The sequence below is a fragment of the Pseudoalteromonas sp. 3D05 genome, from assembly GCF_002723455.1.
Lineage (GTDB): Bacteria > Pseudomonadota > Gammaproteobacteria > Enterobacterales > Alteromonadaceae > Pseudoalteromonas.
In genome coordinates this window covers 30,566-48,494 of the sequence record NZ_PDUS01000002.1, presented here as the reverse complement: position 1 = coordinate 48,494, position 17,929 = coordinate 30,566, and the positions used below count along the sequence as shown (strand labels likewise).

Genomic DNA, 17,929 nt, shown 5'->3' with positions numbered 1-17,929 from the left:
CTATTTATTGTTCTAGAGAGTTTGAACTATACTTATTAAAAATATTCTACAAAACGATTTCTATGTTTAAACAACTGATATTATTTATAGTTTTATTGTGCGCACCAGTCATTAACGCCCAAGAAAAACCCACTTTAGAGACATTATTAGTCGCAGGCTCTACGTCTGTCACTCAAATGCTCGGACTTGTCCAAGAGGATTTTAATCAACAAAACAAAACAGTTATGCAGCTGCGTGGCATGGGGAGTGATAAAGGCATTACTGCTATTGCACAAAACCTTGTAGATATTGGCGCATCATCACGCTACATGACAAAACTCGAACAAGAGAAATGGCCCCACCTTAAACAATTTGTACTTGCCCAAGATGCTTTAGTATTTTTTGCTAATACCGATAATGAAATATCCAATCTTTCTGTTGACCAACTAACAGCGATCTATTCTGGTCAAATTAATCAGTGGTCACAGCTGGCAAGCTTTGAGGAAAAAAAATCTAGAAAAGACAACCAAATTGATTTATTTAGCAAAGGAGTTCAACACGGCACATTTGACGTATTTTTAGAGTTCTTATCACTCGATTACATGAAATCACCGCAATCTGATTCAATAAAACTTAAAAAAGAAGGTAACAGAGGGCTATTTTCTAAAAATGATGTACTTCTATACAATGAATTTAATCAAGCACTCGGTATTGTACAGCGTATTCCAACTGCTATTGCCTATGACTCTTTTGGCGCTGTTTCACAATTTTCAGAGTTAAAAAGAATAAATAAAATTAGGGTGTTATCTATTGATGGTGTCCAGCCTAGTTTTGAAACCATTAAAAGTGGGGAGTACAGCTTTGTAAGGCCGCTGGTAATTATTATTAACACTCAGTCGGATAAATCAATGAAGAAGGGAAAACAACTATTGCGATTTCTCGAGGCCGAAACCGTCAAAAAGAAACTGTCTGAGTTACATTATGTCATGGTTAATTGATGGCATTAAAAAAAGCTGCGAACCTAAGGAACAACAGCTTTTAACAACCAGAATCGTTTATAATTTACAGTGCTGATTCAAGCTCTGGTAGTACATCAAATAAATCTGCAACTAAACCATAGTCAGCAACTTGGAAAATTGGTGCATCAGGGTCTTTGTTAATTGCAACGATCACTTTAGAGTCTTTCATACCGGCTAAGTGCTGTATTGCACCGCTAATACCCACAGCAATATATAAGTTAGGCGCAACAATTTTACCCGTCTGCCCTACTTGCATATCATTGGGTACAAACCCGGCATCTACTGCCGCACGTGAAGCGCCAATTGCTGCACCAAGCTTGTCGGCAATACCATTTAGCAGAGCAAAATTTTCACCATTTTGCATACCACGACCACCAGATATAACCACCTCAGCGGCGGTTAACTCAGGGCGTTCAGATTCTGTTTGCTCAACACTGACAAAACTACTTAATGCATTTTCTAGGCTTGAGCTAATGGTGGTTATAGGTGCTGCCGTTTGCTCATTTTGTAAATCAAAGCTACTAGCGCGCACTGTAATCACTTTTTTGGTGTCTAATGATTTTACTGTCGCAATCGCGTTACCCGCATAGATTGGACGCTTAAAAGTTTCGGCATCCACTACATCAATGATTTCAGAAACTTGTGCAACATCTAATAATGCTGCCACACGCGGCATAAAGTTCTTACCTGTGGTCGTTGCACTTGCGACTATATGGGAATAATCAGATGCCAACGACAACACTAAATCGGCCGTGTTTTCTGCTAGTTGGTGGGCGTATGCTGCATCATCTGCAACTAACACATTGCTAACCCCGTCCATGAGAGCAACATCATTTGCCATACCGCTAATATCGGCACCTTGAACAAGTACATCAACAGCAAAACCTAATTTAACCGCAGCATTAATAGTTTTAGATGTTTCTGGCTTGAGTTGGCCATTATCATGATCTGCTATTACTAATGTTTTCATTTAAATCACCTTTGCTTCTGTTTTTAGTTTTTCAACTAATTGGGCAACATCTTCAACAACAATACCACCAGTGCGCTTTGCTGGCTCATTCACAGATACCAACTGTATACGGGGTGCTAAATCAACGCCTAAGCTGTCTGCTGCAATAACTTCCAATGGCTTACGTTTTGCTTTCATAATATTTGGCAACGAAGCATAACGCGGTTCATTCAAACGTAAATCCGTCGTTACAATAGCAGGTAATTTTAATTCTACTGTTTGTAAACCACCATCCACTTCACGCGTTACTTTTACGGTACCGCTGTCCACATCAACTTTAGATGCAAACGTACCTTGCCCACGGTTTGTTAGTGCAGCTAGCATTTGACCTGTTTGGTTATTGTCTGAATCGATTGACTGTTTACCTAAAATAACAAGTTCAGGTGATTCTTGCTCTACGATTTTAGCCAGCAATTTAGCAACATGAAGCGATTCAAGTTTTTCTTCTGTTTCGATATGAATGGCTTTATCAGCGCCAAGCGCAAGTGCTGTACGAAGCTGCTCTTGCGAAGCCTTTGCACCAATCGTCACCGCAACAACTTCGGTCGCAGTGCCCGCTTCTTTTAAACGAATAGCTTCTTCAATAGCTATTTCACAAAATGGATTCATCGCCATTTTTACATTGGTAAGATCAACGTCACTGTTATCAGATTTAACGCGTGCTTTTACGTTGTAATCGATGACTCTTTTTATTGGAACGAGAACTTTCATAGGAACTCCCTGATTATTTAAACCTACAAGCTAACGTGTACGTCAACCTATTTATTTTATGAATTCAGACTACTTCCTGTTGACGTAAACGTCAACCTAAAATAACCTTAAACTATTCACAGCCTGTAACGTTTCATTTGCAAGTATGAAATCCCCTTTGTAAAAGGTGCAGGTCCGTCACACACAAGAGGTTATTATGGTCGAACGCGAAACCATGGAATTTGATGTAGTCATTGTTGGCGCTGGCCCTGCTGGGCTATCAACAGCGATTAGACTAGCGCAGCAAGCACAACAAAAAGAACAAGAATGCATGATCTGTGTTGTTGAGAAAGGCTCTGAGGTGGGCGCTCATATTTTATCTGGCGCTGTATTTGAAACTACCGCATTAGACGAATTGCTCCCTAATTGGCAAGAATTAGGTGCCCCCGTGACTACTAAAGTCACCAATGATGAAATTTATTGGTTCAACAATGAAACAAAAGCAACATCCATCCCTCATTTTGCGACGCCTAAAACGTTTCATAACGAAGGAAACTACATTGTTTCTATGGGTAACGTATGTCGTTGGTTGGCAGAACAAGCTGAAAACCTTGGGGTTGAAATATTTCCAGGCTTCAGTGCTCACTCTGTGATAATAGAAGACGATTCGGTAAAGGGCATTATTACCGGTGACATGGGCCTTGATAAAGAAGGCAACGAAAAAGATGGCTACATGCCAGGTATGGAACTTCGTGCAAAGTACACTGTATTTGCAGAAGGCTGCCGTGGGCATTTAGGTAAACAACTTATAAATCAATTTGCATTAGATAAAGACGCATCACCACAGCACTATGGTTTGGGTTTTAAAGAGATTTGGCAAATAGACCCAAGTAAACATAAAGAAGGCACGGTTGTACATGGCACAGGTTGGCCATTATCAGGTGACACAAATGGCGGTGCATTTATGTATCACGCTGACAATAATCAAGTTGTGGTTGGTTTAATTGTTGATTTAAATTACACAAACCCGCACTTAAGTCCGTTTGATGAATTTCAACGCATGAAGCACCACCATACTTTCAAAGATGTGCTTGATGGTGGCGAACGGATTGCTTATGGCGCACGTGCCATTGCAAAAGGTGGTTTGCATTCTTTACCAAAAATGCATTTCCCGGGCGGTTTACTTGTCGGTTGTGATGCGGGCACGCTTAATTTTGCCAAAATTAAAGGTAATCATACGGCGATGAAGTCAGGCATGATAGCTGCGGATGTTATTTTAGACGCCATTACAAATGGTCAAGCTAATACAGACCTTACGCAATATACCAATGCTTTTAAACAAAGCTGGGCTTATAAAGAGTTGCATCAATCACGTAATTTTGGTCCTGTTATGCACAAGTTAGGTAAATTTATTGGTGGTGCATACAATACAATTGACCAAAATATTTTTGCAGGTGCGTTACCATTTACATTCAAAGATAATACGCCAGATCACGAAACCTTAGTTGATAAAAACGCTGCAGATAAAATTAATTACCCAAAACCTGATAGTAAACTGAGTTTTGACAAGCTATCGTCAGTGTTTTTATCGAATACCAATCATGAAGAGTCGCAGCCTTGTCACTTACAGCTAAAAAATAGTGCAATTCCAATTGATGTGAATCTTGTTAAATTTGATGAACCTGCACAACGTTACTGCCCTGCAGGCGTATATGAAGTTCAGCAGATAGAAGGGAAAGATGAATTTGTTATAAATTCACAAAATTGTGTTCATTGTAAAACATGCGACATTAAAGATCCGAGTCAGAACATAACATGGGTGACACCTGAAGGTGCTGGTGGACCAAACTATCCAAATATGTAACAACCTTAATAAATCCTAAATTGCAGGGGGCTTCGGCCCCTTTTTTGCGCTATGCTGAATAATACCGTCAGTAAAATTAAGAGTTTATTTATGCCTTCAGATAATGTGGTGTTTCGTTTTTTAGCAGAGCCGACCGATGTTAACTTTGGCGGCAAAGTCCATGGTGGAATTGTTATGAAGTGGATTGATCAAGCAGGCTATGCATGTGCAGCAGGCTGGAGTGGTCATTATTGCGTTACTGTTTCTGTTGCAGGTGTTAAGTTTAGGCGGCCAATCTTGGTTGGCCAAATAGTTGAAGTAAAAGCTCAAATAGCGCATACGGGAAAAACCAGTATGCAAATTTTTATACAAGTGCGCTGCGGTGATCCTAAAACACAAAACTTAGTTGAAACTAATCACTGTATCATCAGCTTCATTGCGATGGATGAAACGGGTTACCCCGTGCAGGTCCCAACTTACACAGCGGTCACTAATGATGAAAAGCAGCTAGAAAACTATGCAATTAAGATGAAACAAATTGCAATAGAAACGGAGACCTTGTTACATAAAACAACCCCGTAATCATTTAAGCGCTCTGTAAAAGTTACATTTAAATTGCAAAATTGTCCTTTGTGAAACTGAATAGGTGACTGAAAACAAAGCAAAACGTGACTTTTTAATATATTAAATAGCCAAATAGAACATTAATTACTCGATAAAACTTTGGCACAATGACTGCACCTATATAAATGGAAAATAACAAAGAGTTATTTATTTTTTATTTTGTAAAGGAGCTATTAAATGATTAAATCACTTTCAATTTCTGCTGTCGCATTAGCGCTATTTGGTTTTAATAATACTGCCCAGGCAGAAGTAACTGATATGGATATGCCGAGCATATATACAGGTATCGGCTATGGACAATATTCTTTTGAGTTTGAAGACTCAGAAAACGATACAGATTTCGATGACGACTCACAAATGCTTAAAGGTTACGTGGGTGCTCAATTCAATAAATACGTTAGTGTCGAACTCGCTTACCAAAACTTTGATGAAGTAAGTGACATCGATAGCTATGCTGAAGTTGATGGTGTGTCTCTTGCTGCACGTCTTTCAGCCCCATTAACAGAACGCTTTTCTGTCTACGCTAAAGGTGGCTGGCTTGAATGGGATGCAGAAGTAACTACAGATATCCCTGCGGTTGGCAGTGTGTCAGCAGACCAAGATGGTGGTGACGTGTTTTATGGTGCAGGTATTGAGTATGCGTTTACTCAAAATGTTCAAATGCGTTTAGAATACGAACGTTATAAATTAGAAGACGATATTGACCCAGATATGGACGTTGCATCGGTATCTGTGCAATACATGTTTTAATTAGACCGAATGGTTTAATTTAAAAAGGCAGCCTCGGCTGCCTTTTTCTGTTTTTAACGGTTAGAATAGCGCAAAATAAATAACAAGATTGGTTTTATGAGCGACTATCAGTTAACGGCCGTAGGTCATATTGAATCTCCCTATAAACAAAAGTTTGCAATTCCTCGCCAACCTAGATTGGTGCCACAAGCTAAAGCTAAACTTGTATTCTGTGCTGATTTCAATCGCGAAGAGTTTGTTCGAGGGCTTGATGAGTTTAGCCATATTTGGCTTTTATTCCGTTTTCATGAAACAGCAGACAAAGGATACTCAGCGATGGTTAGGCCACCTCGTTTAGGTGGCAATGATCGCAAAGGTGTATTTGCAACGCGAGCCACTTTTAGACCTAACGCCATTGGCATGAGTGCCGTTAAGCTCGAAGGTATTGAATACCGCAATGGCCAATTAAGCCTATTACTATCGGGGATTGATTTACTCGATGGAACGCCTATCTTAGATATTAAACCGTACTTACCCTACTCCGATGCAATGCATGATGCCAGTGCAGGCTTTGCTGATGTGCGGCCGCAGACCCAAATGAGTGTTGAATTTAGCGAAACCGCTGAGCAATTTATTACGGCTCAAAACCAGTACCCTGAGCTAAAAGACTTTATTGTTAATGTGCTAAAGCAAGACCCTCGCCCTGCTTATAAAAAGCAAAAAGATGGCGAACAAAGTTATGGTATGACTTTATATAACTTTAATATTCGTTGGCAAGTCAATGGTGAACATAACTATGTTAGCCACATAGAAAAACTGTAGAAAACTAAACTTAGCGCTTTAGTGTAAATGCTAGCGCTGTTAAACTTAACGCTGAATAATTTTATAACTATCGGAAAAAACATGCGTACCAGTCAATATATACTCGCAACACTTAAAGAAACGCCAGCAGATGCTGAAATCATCTCACATCAATTAATGTTAAGAGCAGGCATGATCCGCCGCGTTGCGTCGGGTTTATATACTTGGCTACCCTCTGGTTTACGTGTGTTACGCAAAGTTGAAGCCATTGTTCGTGAAGAAATGGATAAAGCAGGCGCGATTGAAATGCTAATGCCTGTTATTCAACCTGCCGATTTATGGCAAGAGTCTGGCCGTTGGGACCAGTTTGGTGATGAACTTGTACGCTTTAATGATCGCCACAACCGCCCTTTTGCTCTTGGTCCTACCCATGAAGAAGTGATCACCGACTTTGTTCGTAAAGAAATTAACTCATACAAGCAATTACCGTTAACACTGTATCAAGTACAAACAAAAGTACGTGATGAACGCCGTCCACGTTTTGGTGTTATGCGAGCACGTGAGTTCACTATGAAAGATGCGTATTCATTCCATTTAAGTGATGATTGCCTTAACAATACCTACGAAATAATGCACAAAGCCTATTGCAATATTTTTGAACGTTTAAACTTAGATTATCGACCTGTTTTAGCTGACACAGGCTCAATCGGTGGTAGCTTATCTCATGAATTCCACGTGCTTGCTGAGTCAGGTGAAGATGCTATCGCATTTAGCGATGCCAGTGATTATGCAGCGAATATTGAAAAAGCAGAGGCCCTTGCCCCTAACGAAGAGCGTCCTGCTCCAAGTAAGGAATTGAAGGCATTTCCAACACCTGATGCTAAAACAATCAGTGAACTTAAAAAGCATTACGGTGTTAAACCTCATCGTGGTGTTAAAACACTTATTGTATATGGCACTGCAGATGAAAACGGTGAACGAGGTTTAGTTGCCTTAGTAATTCGTGGTGATCATGAGCTAAACGAATTAAAAGCACAGAACCACCCGCTTGTACATTCGCCACTCGAAATGGCGCCTGAATCTGAAATTGTTGCTGCAATTGGCGCAAAGCCAGGCTCTATTGGCCCTGTTGGTTTATCTATGCCAATAATTGTAGACCGTACAGCCAATATAATGGCTGATTTTGTTGCTGGTGCGAACAAAGACGATGAACATTATAGTGGTATCAATTGGGAGCGTGATGTAGCTCAATACCAGGTTTCAGACTTACGCAACATTGTTGAAGGCGATCCAAGCCCATGTGGTCAAGGCACATTACAGATCAAACGTGGTGTTGAAGTTGGTCATATTTTTCAGCTTGGTACTAAATACTCTGAAGCAATGAAAGCAGGCGTACTGAGTGAGTCAGGTAAAAACCAAGTAATGACAATGGGTTGTTATGGTATTGGTGTTTCAAGGATTGTTGCTGCTGCCATCGAACAAAATAACGATCAATATGGTATTAAATGGCCAAAGCCAATTGCACCATTCGATTTAGCTATTGTACCAATGAATATGCACAAGTCTCATCGTATTCCTGATATTGCAAATAATCTTTACGACGGCTTAAAAGCAGCGGGCCTTGATGTGTTATTTGATGACCGTAAAGAACGCCCTGGTGTTATGTTTAACGATATGGAATTATTGGGTGTACCTTATACCCTTGTGATCGGTGAGCGCAACTTAGATGAGAACAAGGTTGAACTGAAAAATCGCCACACAGGTGAAAAACTAATGCTTGATTTAGACACTGCAGTAGAAACTATAAAAGCAGCAGTATCTAGCTAGTAGCTCGTACTAACGAGCAAATAAAAAGCCGCACTATGCGGCTTTTTTCGTGGTCAAGCTTAAGCTTAGCTACAGACTTTATCTCTACCTGTATTTTTCGCTTCGTAAAGCTTCTCATCGGCTTGTTTTAAAATAGCGTTCAACTGTATCCCTTTTATGTATTGTGAAACACCTGCACTACTGGTTAAAGAGATTGTTTCCTCAGTGTAGGAGGTTGCTCTGATCAAATCACATAATCCAGTTATAAATGCTTTTGCTTTTGTAATATCATAACCCGGCATTACCACTAGAAACTCTTCTCCCCCGAAACGTGCAAACTTACAGTCAGTGTCACTAAGATATTCATTAAGCGTTTGGGTAAAGCCAATTAATGCCTGATCGCCTATGTCATGACCATATTTATCATTTACATGCTTGAAGTGGTCAATATCTAGAATAGCGACGGCAAACAGTTTCTCCCTCTCAAGTAATTTCTTCAAGACAAAGTCAAGAATATACCTGCGATTTGGTGCACCAGTCAGTACGTCGGTATTGGCCCGGTACTGGCTTTTGCGAAACGCTTTATGTTGGTTAAAGGTAAAAATCGAAATAGAAACAAATGCCAAAAAACCGATAATTGAATACGCAGTTTGTAATTGCGCGTCTTTCTCTAATCGCTCGAGCTCAATTTGCTGATTTTTGAGTTTCTCTTCTGCAAGCTGTAGTTTTATTTCTTGTTGGGTGGATTCAAATTTTGAACGTGCTTCCTGTTCAAGTTTTTGTTGCGTGCTGAGTTTTGCCTCTTCGACTAAATCAATAAAAAGCCAAAGCGACTCATTAGCCGCTACAAAATCTTTTTGTATCTCTTGGCTTTTTGCCTTCAATAACAGTGTATTTCTCTTATATCTGTTATTCAATGGACGCTGGTATTGATTCAATAGTTCTTCAGAGCGTGCCAAATATTCGAGTGCTTGTGCTGGCTGATTTAGTGCTATAAATGATTTAGCAAAATTATTATATAAAGCAACAACATGAGCAGGGTTAATTGCTAAATCGGGCAGATAGCTTTTAGCTAAATATAATAGTTTAAGCGCTGTTGAATAATCTTGCTGTTTAATTGCGACAGATGCTTTTCCAGCTGGGCCCCAAAACAAATAACGAGGCACTTTTACAGTAACTGATAAATCTATCATTTGTTCATAGCATGCATTAGCTAAGTCAAGTTGCTGTGCTCTTTCGTAGGTTGAACATAGAACTGATATAATGGGTAAGCCATTTACAACATCACCATTATTTACAACATTATCTTTGGCAAGCTCAGCAAATTTAATTGCTTGGTCAAAAATCGACATCGATGTGTAATACGCTGCAAAGCCTGTATAAACATAATTCATGGTTGAATTAGGTATTTGCGAAGTCTTAGAAGCCAAATATGCAGCTTCTAGCAACTCAATAGATAATTTATAATCTTCTTGCCAAAGCAGTAATATAGCTTTAGTGGTTCTGGCCCTGATTTGCATTTTTAAATCATTAGATCTAACAAATAAAGCAATAGCTTGATCTATTTGTTTTAACGCTTGGGGAAGTTTGCCCTCTCCTAACGATAAATTACTGCGATATAACATCCAATAACCACGCAACCATGTATCAGTCTCTGGCAGCTGAGGAAAAACTGAGTCAAACGTTAATTTAGCAAGTGTTACGTCACCATGAAATGAATATAAGCGTGCCAATAATACTTTATAGAATAAATTTTTACTTGTTGGGGATTTATCAACTGACTGTTCTGAGGACAAGATAGTAATATACTGTATTGGTTCTACGAGTGCTTGTTGTTCAACACGGATTAATTCTTCATAGAGATCTGTTGATCCATAGGTATACATAGGGTTAAACCAACATACACATATTACTAAGAATTTGATTAACCGCATTATAATGAACTTTAACTAATTATGACCGAAGCTATTATAACGACAGTAAAATATTTTACTAATGAATACCTAAATTATTTATGAAAACAAAAAAGGCTCACTTTAAAAGTGAGCCTTTTTAAGAATAAACAAGCTATTACCAGCCAGTTTTTTCTTTAAGTGCTTTACCGATATCAGCAAGTGAACGTACAGTTTGTACGCCAGCAGCTTCTAATGCAGCAAATTTCTCATCAGCAGTACCTTTACCACCGGCGATGATTGCGCCAGCGTGACCCATACGCTTACCTTCTGGTGCAGTAACACCAGCAATGTAAGAAACAACAGGTTTAGTTACGTTTGCTTTGATGTACTCTGCAGCTTCTTCTTCTGCAGTACCACCGATTTCACCAATCATTACGATTGCTTCAGTTTGTGGATCTTTTTCGAACATTTCTAAAACGTCGATAAAGTTAGTACCAGGAATTGGGTCGCCACCAATACCTACACATGTAGATTGACCAAAACCAGCATCGGTAGTTTGCTTAACCGCTTCGTACGTTAAAGTACCAGAGCGAGAAACAATACCTACTTTACCAGGCTTGTGGATATGACCAGGCATGATACCAATCTTAGTCTCACCCGGAGTGATAACACCTGGGCAGTTAGGACCGATCATACGCGTACCAGTTGCGTCAAGTTTAACTTTAACGTCAACCATATCAAGCGTTGGGATACCTTCAGTGATACAAACAATTAGCTCGATGCCTGCATCGATAGCTTCTAAGATTGCATCTTTACAGAAAGGTGCTGGTACATAGATAACTGAAGCAGTTGCGCCAGTTTCTTGTACTGCATCACGTACTGTATTGAATACTGGAAGACCTAGGTGCGTTTGACCGCCTTTACCTGGGCTAACACCACCAACCATTTGTGTACCATACTCAAGCGCTTGCTCTGAGTGGAAAGTACCTTGGCCACCAGTGAAACCTTGACAGATAACTTTTGTATCTTTATTGATTAATACAGACATTATTTGCCCTCCGCAGCAGCTACAACTTTCTCAGCAGCATCTGTTAGTGATTCAGCAGCGATGATATCAAGACCTGAGTTCTTAAGAACGTCACGACCAAGTTCAGCGTTAGTACCTTCTAAGCGTACAACTACAGGAACGTTTACGCCTACTTCTTTAACTGCGCCAATGATACCTTCAGCAATCATGTCACAACGTACGATACCGCCAAAGATGTTAACTAAAACAGCTTTAACATTGTCGTCAGAAAGAATGATTTTGAATGCTTCAGAGACACGCTCTTTAGTCGCGCCGCCACCAACATCCAGGAAGTTAGCTGGCTTGCCGCCGTGTAGGTTTACGATGTCCATAGTACCCATCGCAAGGCCTGCACCGTTAACCATACAACCTACATTACCATCTAGGGCTACGTAGTTAAGCTCAAAGCTTGCTGCGTGTGCTTCACGTGCATCTTCTTGAGATGGATCGTGGAAATCACGCATTTTAGGCTGACGATAAAGTGCATTACCATCAATACCGATTTTGCCGTCAAGACAGTGAAGGTTACCTTCATCTGTAACTACTAACGGGTTGATTTCTAGAAGTGCGAAATCGAAATCGTTGAACATGTTGCCAAGACCCATGAAGATCTTAACGAACTGCTTCATTTGCGTTGGGTTAAGACCCAATTTGAAGCCTAGTTCACGTGCTTGGTAAGCTTGAGGACCCACTAATGGATCGATCTCAGCTTTGTGGATAAGCTCTGGTGTTTCTTCTGCAACAGTTTCAATTTCAACACCGCCTTCTGTAGACGCCATGAAAACAACTTTGCGAGAAGCACGGTCAACTACTGCACCTAAGTACAATTCGTTGGCGATATCTGTGCAGCTTTCTACTAAAATTTTAGCAACAGGCTGACCATTCTCGTCTGTTTGGTAAGTAACTAAGTTTTTACCTAACCAGTTTGCAGCAAATTCTTTTACTTCGTCGATAGTTTTAACTAGCTTTACACCGCCAGCTTTACCACGTCCACCTGCGTGAACCTGAGTTTTAACAACCCACATATCGCCGCCAATTTTTTCGGCAGCTGCTGCAGCTTCTTCAGGTGTATCGCAAGCGAAACCTTGAGAAACTGGTAAACCATATTCGGCAAAAAGTTGTTTTGCCTGATACTCATGCAAATTCATGATGCTTTATCCAATTTTTTATACTAAAAGAGCTGAATATTTATGCAAATAAACAGCTATCCCAAATTGCGCACTTAGTATAGATCCCAAGGCTTAACATGAAAACCCCAGTTACACCAAAGGCGCAAAAAAAAAGCTGTGAATGTTCATTCACAGCTTATATTTCATACAACTAGATTAAACATCTAGCAATAAGCGAGTTGGATCTTCAAGTAACTCTTTAATAGTCACTAAGAAGCCAACAGATTCTTTACCATCGATTTGGCGGTGATCATAAGAAAGCGCCAAATACATCATTGGTAGAATTTCAACTTTGCCATTTACAGCCATTGGACGATCTTGGATTTTGTGCATACCCAAAATAGACGACTGCGGTAAGTTGATAATAGGTGTAGATAATAATGAACCAAACACACCACCGTTAGTAATTGTGAAGTTACCGCCAGTCATATCATCAAGCGAAAGCTTGCCGTCACGACCTTTAAGTGCAAGTTCACGAATACCTTTTTCGATTTCAGCAACAGACAGCTTATCGCAATCTTTAAGTACTGGCGTTACTAAGCCACGTGGCGTAGAAACAGCAATGCTGATATCAAAGTAATTGTGGTAAACGATATCATCGCCATCAATTGATGCGTTTACTTCTGGGAAGCGCTTAAGAGCTTCAGTTACCGCTTTAACGTAAAAAGACATGAAACCTAGACGAATACCGTGGCGCTTTTCAAACACTTCTTGGTACTGTTTACGAAGGTCCATAATTGGCTTCATGTTTACTTCGTTAAACGTCGTTAACATAGCCGTTGAGTTTTTCGCTTCAAGAAGGCGGTTAGCAATCGTTTTACGTAAGCGTGTCATTGGTACACGTTTTTGTGAACGGTCACCCATTGGCGCTGCTGGTACAGACGCTTCTGCTTTTTTAGCCGCTGGTGCAGGTGCTTTTAAGAAGGTATCAACATCTTCTTTAGTTACACGACCGTTTTTGCCAGTGCCTTTAATTTTAGAAGCGTCTAGGCCTTTTTCAGCGATTAAACGACGAACAGATGGCGTTAATACATCTGAACTGTCACTAGAGTCTGCAGCAGGTGCTGCTTCTTCTTTTGCTGCAGGTGCAGCTGGTGCGCCGCCGGCTTTAACTTTACCAATAACTTGTTCACCAAGTACTGTATCGCCTTCAGCGTGGATGATATCACCCATAACACCGTCTTCTTGAGCAACAACTTCAAGAACAACTTTGTCAGTTTCAATGTCAACTAAGTTTTGGTCGCGAGAAACCGCGTCACCTGGTTGAACGTGCCAAGTAGCTACTGTTGCGTCTGCAACTGATTCTGGAAGTACAGGTACTTTAATGTCCACTTCTTTACCTTCTGATGCTGGAGCTGATTGCGCCGCAGGCGCGTCTTCTGATTTTGCTGGCGCTGAGTCTTCTTTAGACTCTTCTGTTGGCGCAGCACTGTCAGCGTCGCCAATTAAACCGATTACTTGATCACCAAGAACCGTTGCACCTTCTTCTTGTGAAATTTCAGTGATAACACCATCATTTTGTGCAACCACTTCTAACACTACTTTATCTGTTTCAATATCTACTAAGTTTTGGTCACGGCTTACTTTGTCGCCAACACTTACGTGCCATGTAGCAACGGAAGCATCAGCAACCGACTCAGGAAGAACAGGAACTTTAATTTCTGTGCTCATTGCTTATCCTTTATTTTCTATTGTAAGCGCATCTGCAACGAGCGCTTGTTGTTCTTTAGTATGCACTGACATATAACCACATGCCGGTGAAGCTGATGCCTTACGGCCTGCGTATTTGAGCTTCGCACCTTGAGGAATTGCTTCGACAAAGTGGTGCTGTGAACAATACCATGCGCCTTGGTTTTGTGGCTCTTCTTGACACCAAACAAAATCTTTAACATGTTGATAGCGAGACATAATTGCCTCCATTTCATCATGCGGGAACGGGTATAACTGCTCAACACGTACAATAGCTACATTATCTAATTCAAGCTTACGGCGCTCTTGCAGTAGTTCGAAGTATACTTTACCGCTACAAAATACAACGCGTTCAACTTTATCAGCATTAATATCATCGATTTCATCAATCATATTATGGAAAACACCTTCCGATAGCTCTTCTAATGAAGATGTCGCTAATGGGTGGCGCAATAAAGACTTAGGCGTCATTACAATCAATGGACGGCGAAGTGGCCTAACTGATTGACGACGAAGCATTGCATATACTTGCGCTGGTGTAGAAGGCACACACACTTGCATGTTATGGTCAGCACACAATTGTAAAAAACGCTCAAGACGTGCTGAGCTGTGCTCTGGGCCTTGGCCTTCATAACCATGTGGAAGCAAAATTGTTAGGCCACATAAACGGCCCCATTTTTGCTCACCAGAACTTAAGAATTGGTCAAATACTACTTGAGCACCATTCGCAAAATCACCAAACTGTGCTTCCCAAAGTACTAATGACGTAGGCTCTGCTGTTGCATAACCATATTCAAATGCAAGTACTGCTTCTTCTGATAAAACAGAGTCAAATACTTCAAACGTACCTTGCTCTTCACTGATGTGCTGAAGAGGTAAATAAGTAGAACCATCTGCTTGATTATGGACAACCGCATGGCGGTGGAAGAAAGTACCACGGCCAGAATCTTGGCCTGTTAAGCGAATATCAGTGCCTTCATTTGCAATTGTTGCGTAAGCTAAAGTTTCAGCCATACCCCAGTCAAGTGGCTTTTCACCCGCGGCCATCAGCTTACGGTCGTCATAAATCTTTTTAACACGTGACTGCGCTTTATGATCGTCTGGGTAGTTAGCAACAATGTTACCTAACTCTTTTAACTTTTCTACTGAGACAGATGCATCGTATTCGACATTCCAATCATGACCAACATATTTGGCCCAATCAGATGAATGTGATGTTTCTGGCTGAACTTCTTCAACAACACAGTTTCCGTCGTCTAAACCGTTTCTGTATGTGTCAGCTAAGGCTTTTACATCAGATTCAGTTAATGTGCCTTCATCAACTAGTTGATTGGCGTATATTAAACGTGGAACTGGGTGCTTTTTAATTTTTTGGTACATAATTGGCTGAGTTGCATTAGGCTCATCAGCTTCATTGTGACCGTGGCGACGGTAGCAGACTAGGTCGATTACTACATCACGTTTAAATTTATTTCTGAAATCAAGCGCGATTTGCGTAACAAACGCAACTGCTTCAGGGTCATCAGAATTAACGTGGAAAATCGGAGACTGTACCATTTTTGCAATGTCTGTACAGTAATCTGTTGAGCGAACATCGTCTTGTTTGCTTGTTGTAAAACCAACTTGGTTGTTTACAACAATACGGATACTACCACCACAACTAAATGCATTAGTCTGTGACAGGTTAAATGTTTCTTGAACTACGCCCTGTCCTGCAATAGCTGAATCACCATGGATAGTGATCGGAAGTGCTTTTGAACCCGTAGAATCATTTAAACGGTCTAAACGAGCACGTACAGATCCCATTACAACTGGGTTTACAATTTCAAGGTGAGATGGGTTGAATGCAAGTGCCATATGCACTTTGCCACCACTGGTCGCAAAGTCTGACGAATAACCCATGTGATATTTAACATCACCCGAACTGTTTGTGTCTTTATGTTTACCGGCGAATTCATCAAATAATTCGGATGGATTTTTACCAAGCACATTCACCAAGACATTTAAGCGCCCGCGGTGGGCCATGCCTATTACAGCTTCTTTTTGACCACTTTCGCCAGCACGGTGTATTAGCTCTTTAAGCATTGGTACAAGCGCATCACCACCTTCTAGTGAGAAACGTTTAGCACCTGGAAATTTAGCACCTAAGTACTTTTCAAGACCGTCTGCTGCTGTTAGCCCCTTAAGGATGCGTAACTTTTCATCTTTACTGAAATTTGGACGTGATTGCACTGACTCTAAACGTTGTTGCAACCAACGCTTTTCTTCAGTCGATGTGATGTGCATATACTCGGCACCCACAGAGCCACAATACGTAGTCTTAAGAGCCTTATATAATTCACCTAAAGGCATGGTATCGCGGCCAACGGCAAACGATCCCACGTTAAATTCACGGTCAAAATCAGCTTCAGATAAGTCGTGGTATTCTAATTCTAAATCGCGAACGCGCTCGCGTTTCCATATATCTAATGGATCTAGATTAGCATTTTGATGACCACGGAAACGGAAAGCATTTATAAGCTGGAGAACTTTAACCTGTTTAAGGTCACCGCTTCCACCCTCTGCTACCACTACTTCTCTATGCTTGTTTTTAGCAAGCGCCGCAAACTGTGAACGAACTTCTGAATGTTTTACATCAACATCCACACCATCTACTTTTGGTAATTGTTCGAACACTTCTCGCCATTCTTCTGGCACAGAAGTCGCATCGTCTAAATACGCTTCATAAAGCTCTTCAACATAAGCAACGTTACCGCCGTTTAAATGTGAAGATTCTAGCCATGCCTTCATCACACCTTCGTGCATTTATAAGCCCTTTTCTTTAGCGCAGAAATTAATTGTTATATAACAAGGTGGCTAACATTGAGTAGCCACCTTACTTTTTACAACACAATTAAACCGAGCGGTTTAATAACATTGATTTGATTTGTCCAATTGCTTTAGTCGGATTAAGACCCTTAGGACAAACGCTAACACAGTTCATGATACTGTGACAACGGAACACGCTGAACGCATCGTCTAAGTCAGCTAAACGTTCTTCTGTTGCAGTGTCTCGGCTATCAGCCAAGAAACGGTAAGCATGAAGAAGACCAGCAGGACCTATGAACTTGTCTGGATTCCACCAGAACGAAGGACACGATGTTGAACAACATGCACACAAAATACATTCGTAAAGACCATCTAACTTATCACGTTCTTCGATTGACTGAAGACGTTCACCCGCCGCAGGCGTGTCATTAATTAGGTAAGGTTTTACTTTCTCGTATTGAGTGTAGAACTGACTCATGTCAATAACAAGGTCACGTACCACTGGTAAGCCCGGTAGTGGACGTACAACAATTTTACCTTTGCCATTTTTTTGTAGCGTAGATAGAGGTGTTATACATGCCAAACCATTTTTACCATTCATGTTGACACCGTCAGAACCACACACACCTTCACGGCATGAACGACGGAAAGATAATGTTGGATCTTGCTCTTTTAACAGTAAAAGTGCATCCAAAACCATCATGTCGTGGCCTTCTTCCGTTTGCAAAGTATACTCTTGCATACGTGGGGCATTATCAACATCTGGATTGTAACGATATACAGAAAATTGTACTTGTGCCAT

14 protein-coding genes are annotated in these 17,929 nt (G+C 40.7%); 6 read left to right on the top strand and 8 right to left on the bottom strand.

Features of this window, described 5'->3' with window-relative positions; translation table 11 throughout:
* The first annotated feature begins 62 nt into the window (after positions 1-62).
* Entirely contained in the window at positions 63-977 is a 915-nt protein-coding gene (locus CSC79_RS02545) for a substrate-binding domain-containing protein (protein WP_099293659.1), read from the top strand.
* A gap of 64 nt (positions 978-1,041) precedes the next feature.
* Here the strand turns inward: CSC79_RS02545 and CSC79_RS02540 are convergent, their stop codons facing one another.
* Together CSC79_RS02540 and CSC79_RS02535 are read right to left on the bottom strand one after the other, a co-directional pair.
* Complete coding sequence (locus CSC79_RS02540; protein ID WP_099293657.1) at positions 1,042-1,968, bottom strand: FAD-binding protein; 927 nt, start codon at positions 1,966-1,968, stop codon at positions 1,042-1,044.
* The gene (locus CSC79_RS02535; protein ID WP_099293655.1) at positions 1,969-2,718 is read right to left on the bottom strand and encodes an electron transfer flavoprotein subunit beta/FixA family protein; all 750 of its coding nucleotides are present in this window, start codon (positions 2,716-2,718) and stop codon (positions 1,969-1,971) included.
* A 196-nt stretch (positions 2,719-2,914) separates the two neighbouring features.
* Here CSC79_RS02535 and CSC79_RS02530 point away from each other — a divergent pair, with 196 nt between their 5' ends.
* From CSC79_RS02530 to CSC79_RS02510, 5 genes are all read left to right on the top strand, one after another.
* A complete protein-coding gene (locus CSC79_RS02530; protein WP_099293653.1) occupies positions 2,915-4,561 on the top strand; it encodes an electron transfer flavoprotein-ubiquinone oxidoreductase in 1,647 nt (548 codons plus the stop codon).
* Between the two features lie 90 nt (positions 4,562-4,651).
* Entirely contained in the window at positions 4,652-5,122 is a 471-nt protein-coding gene (locus CSC79_RS02525; protein WP_099293651.1) for an acyl-CoA thioesterase, read from the top strand.
* A 219-nt stretch (positions 5,123-5,341) separates the two neighbouring features.
* Entirely contained in the window at positions 5,342-5,914 is a 573-nt protein-coding gene (locus CSC79_RS02520) for an outer membrane beta-barrel protein (protein ID WP_099293648.1), read from the top strand.
* A gap of 96 nt (positions 5,915-6,010) precedes the next feature.
* Complete coding sequence (tsaA, locus tag CSC79_RS02515) at positions 6,011-6,715, top strand: tRNA (N6-threonylcarbamoyladenosine(37)-N6)-methyltransferase TrmO (RefSeq protein ID WP_099293645.1); 705 nt, start codon at positions 6,011-6,013, stop codon at positions 6,713-6,715.
* 81 nt (positions 6,716-6,796) lie between these two features.
* A complete protein-coding gene (locus CSC79_RS02510; RefSeq protein WP_099294351.1) occupies positions 6,797-8,521 on the top strand; it encodes a proline--tRNA ligase in 1,725 nt (574 codons plus the stop codon).
* A gap of 65 nt (positions 8,522-8,586) precedes the next feature.
* On the opposite strand, the gene CSC79_RS02505 is transcribed toward CSC79_RS02510, so the two are convergent.
* From CSC79_RS02505 to CSC79_RS02480, 6 genes are all read right to left on the bottom strand, one after another.
* A complete protein-coding gene (locus CSC79_RS02505) occupies positions 8,587-10,386 on the bottom strand; it encodes a GGDEF domain-containing protein (RefSeq protein WP_180270376.1) in 1,800 nt (599 codons plus the stop codon).
* 184 nt (positions 10,387-10,570) lie between these two features.
* Positions 10,571-11,443: a succinate--CoA ligase subunit alpha gene (sucD, locus tag CSC79_RS02500; RefSeq protein WP_087534150.1), complete on the bottom strand. Its 873-nt coding sequence runs from the start codon at positions 11,441-11,443 to the stop codon at positions 10,571-10,573.
* Complete coding sequence (gene sucC / locus CSC79_RS02495) at positions 11,443-12,609, bottom strand: ADP-forming succinate--CoA ligase subunit beta (RefSeq protein ID WP_099293640.1); 1,167 nt, start codon at positions 12,607-12,609, stop codon at positions 11,443-11,445. Before sucC ends, sucD begins: the two co-directional genes overlap by 1 nt.
* Before the next feature lie 177 nt (positions 12,610-12,786).
* Positions 12,787-14,301, bottom strand: coding sequence for a 2-oxoglutarate dehydrogenase complex dihydrolipoyllysine-residue succinyltransferase (odhB, locus tag CSC79_RS02490; protein WP_099293638.1), 1,515 nt, complete (start codon positions 14,299-14,301; stop codon positions 12,787-12,789).
* A gap of 3 nt (positions 14,302-14,304) precedes the next feature.
* The gene (gene sucA / locus CSC79_RS02485; RefSeq protein ID WP_099293636.1) at positions 14,305-17,124 is read right to left on the bottom strand and encodes a 2-oxoglutarate dehydrogenase E1 component; all 2,820 of its coding nucleotides are present in this window, start codon (positions 17,122-17,124) and stop codon (positions 14,305-14,307) included.
* Between the two features lie 88 nt (positions 17,125-17,212).
* A complete protein-coding gene (locus CSC79_RS02480; protein ID WP_058558735.1) occupies positions 17,213-17,929 on the bottom strand; it encodes a succinate dehydrogenase iron-sulfur subunit in 717 nt (238 codons plus the stop codon).